Origin of the sequence: Arthrobacter sp. Hiyo1 (assembly GCF_001263615.2) — a bacterium.
In the GTDB taxonomy this organism is placed as follows: Bacteria; Actinomycetota; Actinomycetes; order Actinomycetales; family Micrococcaceae; genus Arthrobacter.
This window is the reverse complement of record NZ_DF952476.1, coordinates 43,889-46,782: the sequence shown is the minus strand read 5'-3', so window position 1 is coordinate 46,782 and position 2,894 is coordinate 43,889. Positions and strand designations below refer to the sequence as shown.

Below are 2,894 nucleotides of genomic sequence, written 5' to 3'. Positions count from 1 at the left end.
CAATGGCATGCCGACGCCGTGGTGGTTCTCGACGAGGCGGCAGCGTCCGGATTGGCTAACCGCGAGTACTACGACGACGCCGCGCGCGGCCTGGCTTTGGCCCCCTAGAAAGGCGCGGGCCGCTTTGCGCGACGGCCCCGAGTGGCATCATTCCGCCGCCCCTTCAAGAGGGCTAGGGTGGACGTATGAACGTGGATGAGACAGAACTTCCAGGCCTCGGGGTCCGCAAGGATTTCATCACGGCCTCGGGACGCCGGATCGGTGTTGTCGAGATGCGGGAGGGTGAGACCGAGCTTTTCGTCTCCACGTGGGACGATCCCGATACCTGCCAGGCATCCATCCCGTTGACCGCAGACGAAGCCGCCGCCCTGGGCAACCTCCTGGGCGGTCAGCACATCGCCATGCGTTTGGCCGAAGCCCACAAGGAAATCCCCGGCATTGTCACGCGGCAGTTCTCCATCACCGCTGACTCCCCTTTCAACAACCAGCCCATGGGCAAAGCCCAGATCCGCACCCGCAGTGGTGTCTCGATCGTGGCGATCATGCGCGAAGGCGAAGTGGTTCCCTCACCGGCTCCCGACGTCGTCCTTCACACGGGTGATCTGCTGGTGGCTGTCGGTACGCAGGAAGGTCTTGACTCTGCGGCTGCCATTCTGCGCAACGGCTGACGTTCATGGACCCCCTGGCCCTGACCCTCATTGAGCTGGGCGCAGTCGTTTTCTGTCTCGGCCTCTTGGCTCGCTTGGCCGGCAGGATCGGCATGTCCCCCATTCCGCTCTATTTGGTGGGGGGACTGGCGTTCGGGGCGGGTGGACTGATCAAACTGGATGGCATGCACGAGTTCGCCCATCTTTCCGGCGAAATCGGTGTCATCCTGCTCCTGTTGATGCTCGGCTTGGAATATACGGCGGCGGAACTCGTCACGGGGCTGAGGCGCTCGTGGCAAGCCGGAGTGCTGGACCTGGTGTTGAACTTTCTTCCGGGTGCCGGCATCGCCGTGTGGCTCGGTTGGGGGCTTGTCGGGGCGATCGTCATGGGCGGTGTCACCTATATTTCTTCCTCCGGCATCGCCGCGAAGGTGATCACGGACCTCGGCCGGATCGGTAACCGTGAGACGCCGGTGGTGCTGGCCATCTTGGTTTTCGAAGACCTCACCATGGCCATCTACCTTCCGATCCTGACGGCGATCCTCGCAGGCGTGGGCTTCCTGGGCGGGCTCCAGACGGTGGGTATTGCGCTGGCCGTGGTCACCTTGGTGCTGGTGGTGGCCCTCAAACACGGCCACCGGGTATCCCAGGCCGTGCACAGCGAAAACTCCGAAGTCTTCCTGCTCAATCTCCTCGGAGCCGCGCTCTTGGTGGCCGGCATCGCGTCCGCCCTCCAGGTCTCCGCGGCCGTGGGGGCGTTCATGCTGGGCATTGCCATTTCGGGGGCAACGGCCCACAACGCGACGCGGATCCTTGAACCGCTCCGGGATCTCTTCGCGGCCATCTTCTTCGTAGCCTTCGGCCTCAACACGGACCCGTCCAGCATCCCGCCGGTCCTGGGCTGGGCGCTGCTCCTTGCACTCGCGACAGCCGTGACCAAGGTACTGACCGGATTCTGGGCGGCAAAGCGGGCAGGGATCGCCGTTCCCGGCCGTTTCCGCGCAGGAGCCGCCCTGATCGCCCGCGGTGAATTCTCCATTGTCATCGCAGGCCTGGCCGTGGCCTCGGGAGTCGTACCGCGCGAGCTTGCCGCCCTCGCTACCGCGTATGTGCTGCTCATGGCCATCATCGGACCGCTCGCAGCCCGCTTCGTGGAACCGACGGTCAAGGCCTTCCGCAAGTCCTCACGCAAACCGAAGGCCTCCGAGCCTATTGCGTCCTTCGAGGCGTGAGCATCGGCCGTTCCCCGACGCTCGCTCACTTTTGGGGCGTTTCCTTTGGACGCTCGCTCACATGATGAGCGAGCGTCTCCGCTATTGCCCACATATCTGAGCGAGCGTCTTGGAAAACCCAAGCAGGCAGGGGCTAGACAGTCGTCCGGTGGAAGTTCAAGTGGCTGCGGCTCGCGGTGGGGCCGCGCTGGCCTTGGTAACGGTTGCCGTATCCGCCGGAACCATAGGGATGCTCAGCCGCCGAGGAGAGCCGGAAGAAGCACAACTGGCCGATCTTCATGCCGGGCCACAGCTTGATGGGCAACGTGGCAACGTTGGACAGCTCCAAGGTCACATGGCCTGAGAACCCGGGGTCGATGAAGCCGGCCGTGGAGTGCGTCAGGAGGCCGAGGCGCCCCAGCGAAGACTTTCCTTCAAGGCGTGCGGCGACGTCGTCCGGCAGGCTCACGGTCTCGTACGTTGAACCGAGCACGAACTCGCCCGGGTGCAGGATGAAGGGTTCGTCGCCCTCCACCTCAACCAGGCGGGTCAGCTCAGGCTGCTCCTCGGAGGGGTCGATGTGCGCGTATTTGTGGTTGTCGAACAGCCGGAAGAAGCGGTCAATCCTCACATCCACCGAGGACGGCTGAACCATCGCGGGGTCGTAGGGCTCCAGGACGATACGTCGGGAGTCGATTTCGGCACGTATGTCGCGGTCAGAGATCAGCACAGGATCAAAAGTACCGTATCCACCCCGTACCCCGTGGTGCCGGAGTGGCGCATGGGACTATAGTGCACCACATAGACTGCCGTTACCGCTGTTGAATTTGGGAACGGTGGCACGATGCGAATCTGGGGAAACATTGAGACGAATTGCGGTGCCCGTTGCCGTAGTGGTGGCCTGCCTTCTCACGGTGATGGCCCCTGCCTCCGGACCGCTAACCGTCCCGGCCCTGCCCTCCGAAACTGCCGCCCCCTCCATCTCAAACACCACCGCAAGCGCTGAAAGTACGACGACGGCGTCCGCACCGCCGTC

General features: G+C 63.8%; 4 protein-coding genes. 2 read left to right on the top strand and 2 right to left on the bottom strand.

Annotated features, from left to right (window positions below; genetic code table 11):
• The first annotated feature begins 185 nt into the window (after positions 1–185).
• Entirely contained in the window at positions 186–668 is a 483-nt protein-coding gene (locus tag AHiyo1_RS20665) for a cation:proton antiporter regulatory subunit (protein WP_059389838.1), read from the top strand.
• A 5-nt stretch (positions 669–673) separates the two neighbouring features.
• Positions 674–1,879, top strand: a complete 1,206-nt coding sequence (locus AHiyo1_RS20660) for a cation:proton antiporter (RefSeq protein WP_059389837.1) — start codon at positions 674–676, stop codon at positions 1,877–1,879.
• A 133-nt stretch (positions 1,880–2,012) separates the two neighbouring features.
• Here the strand turns inward: AHiyo1_RS20660 and dcd are convergent, their stop codons facing one another.
• Positions 2,013–2,588: a dCTP deaminase gene (dcd, locus tag AHiyo1_RS20655; protein ID WP_059389836.1), complete on the bottom strand. Its 576-nt coding sequence runs from the start codon at positions 2,586–2,588 to the stop codon at positions 2,013–2,015.
• A gap of 57 nt (positions 2,589–2,645) precedes the next feature.
• On the bottom strand, positions 2,646–2,894 hold a 249-nt coding region (locus AHiyo1_RS25765), incomplete at its 5' end, for a hypothetical protein (protein ID WP_216363273.1).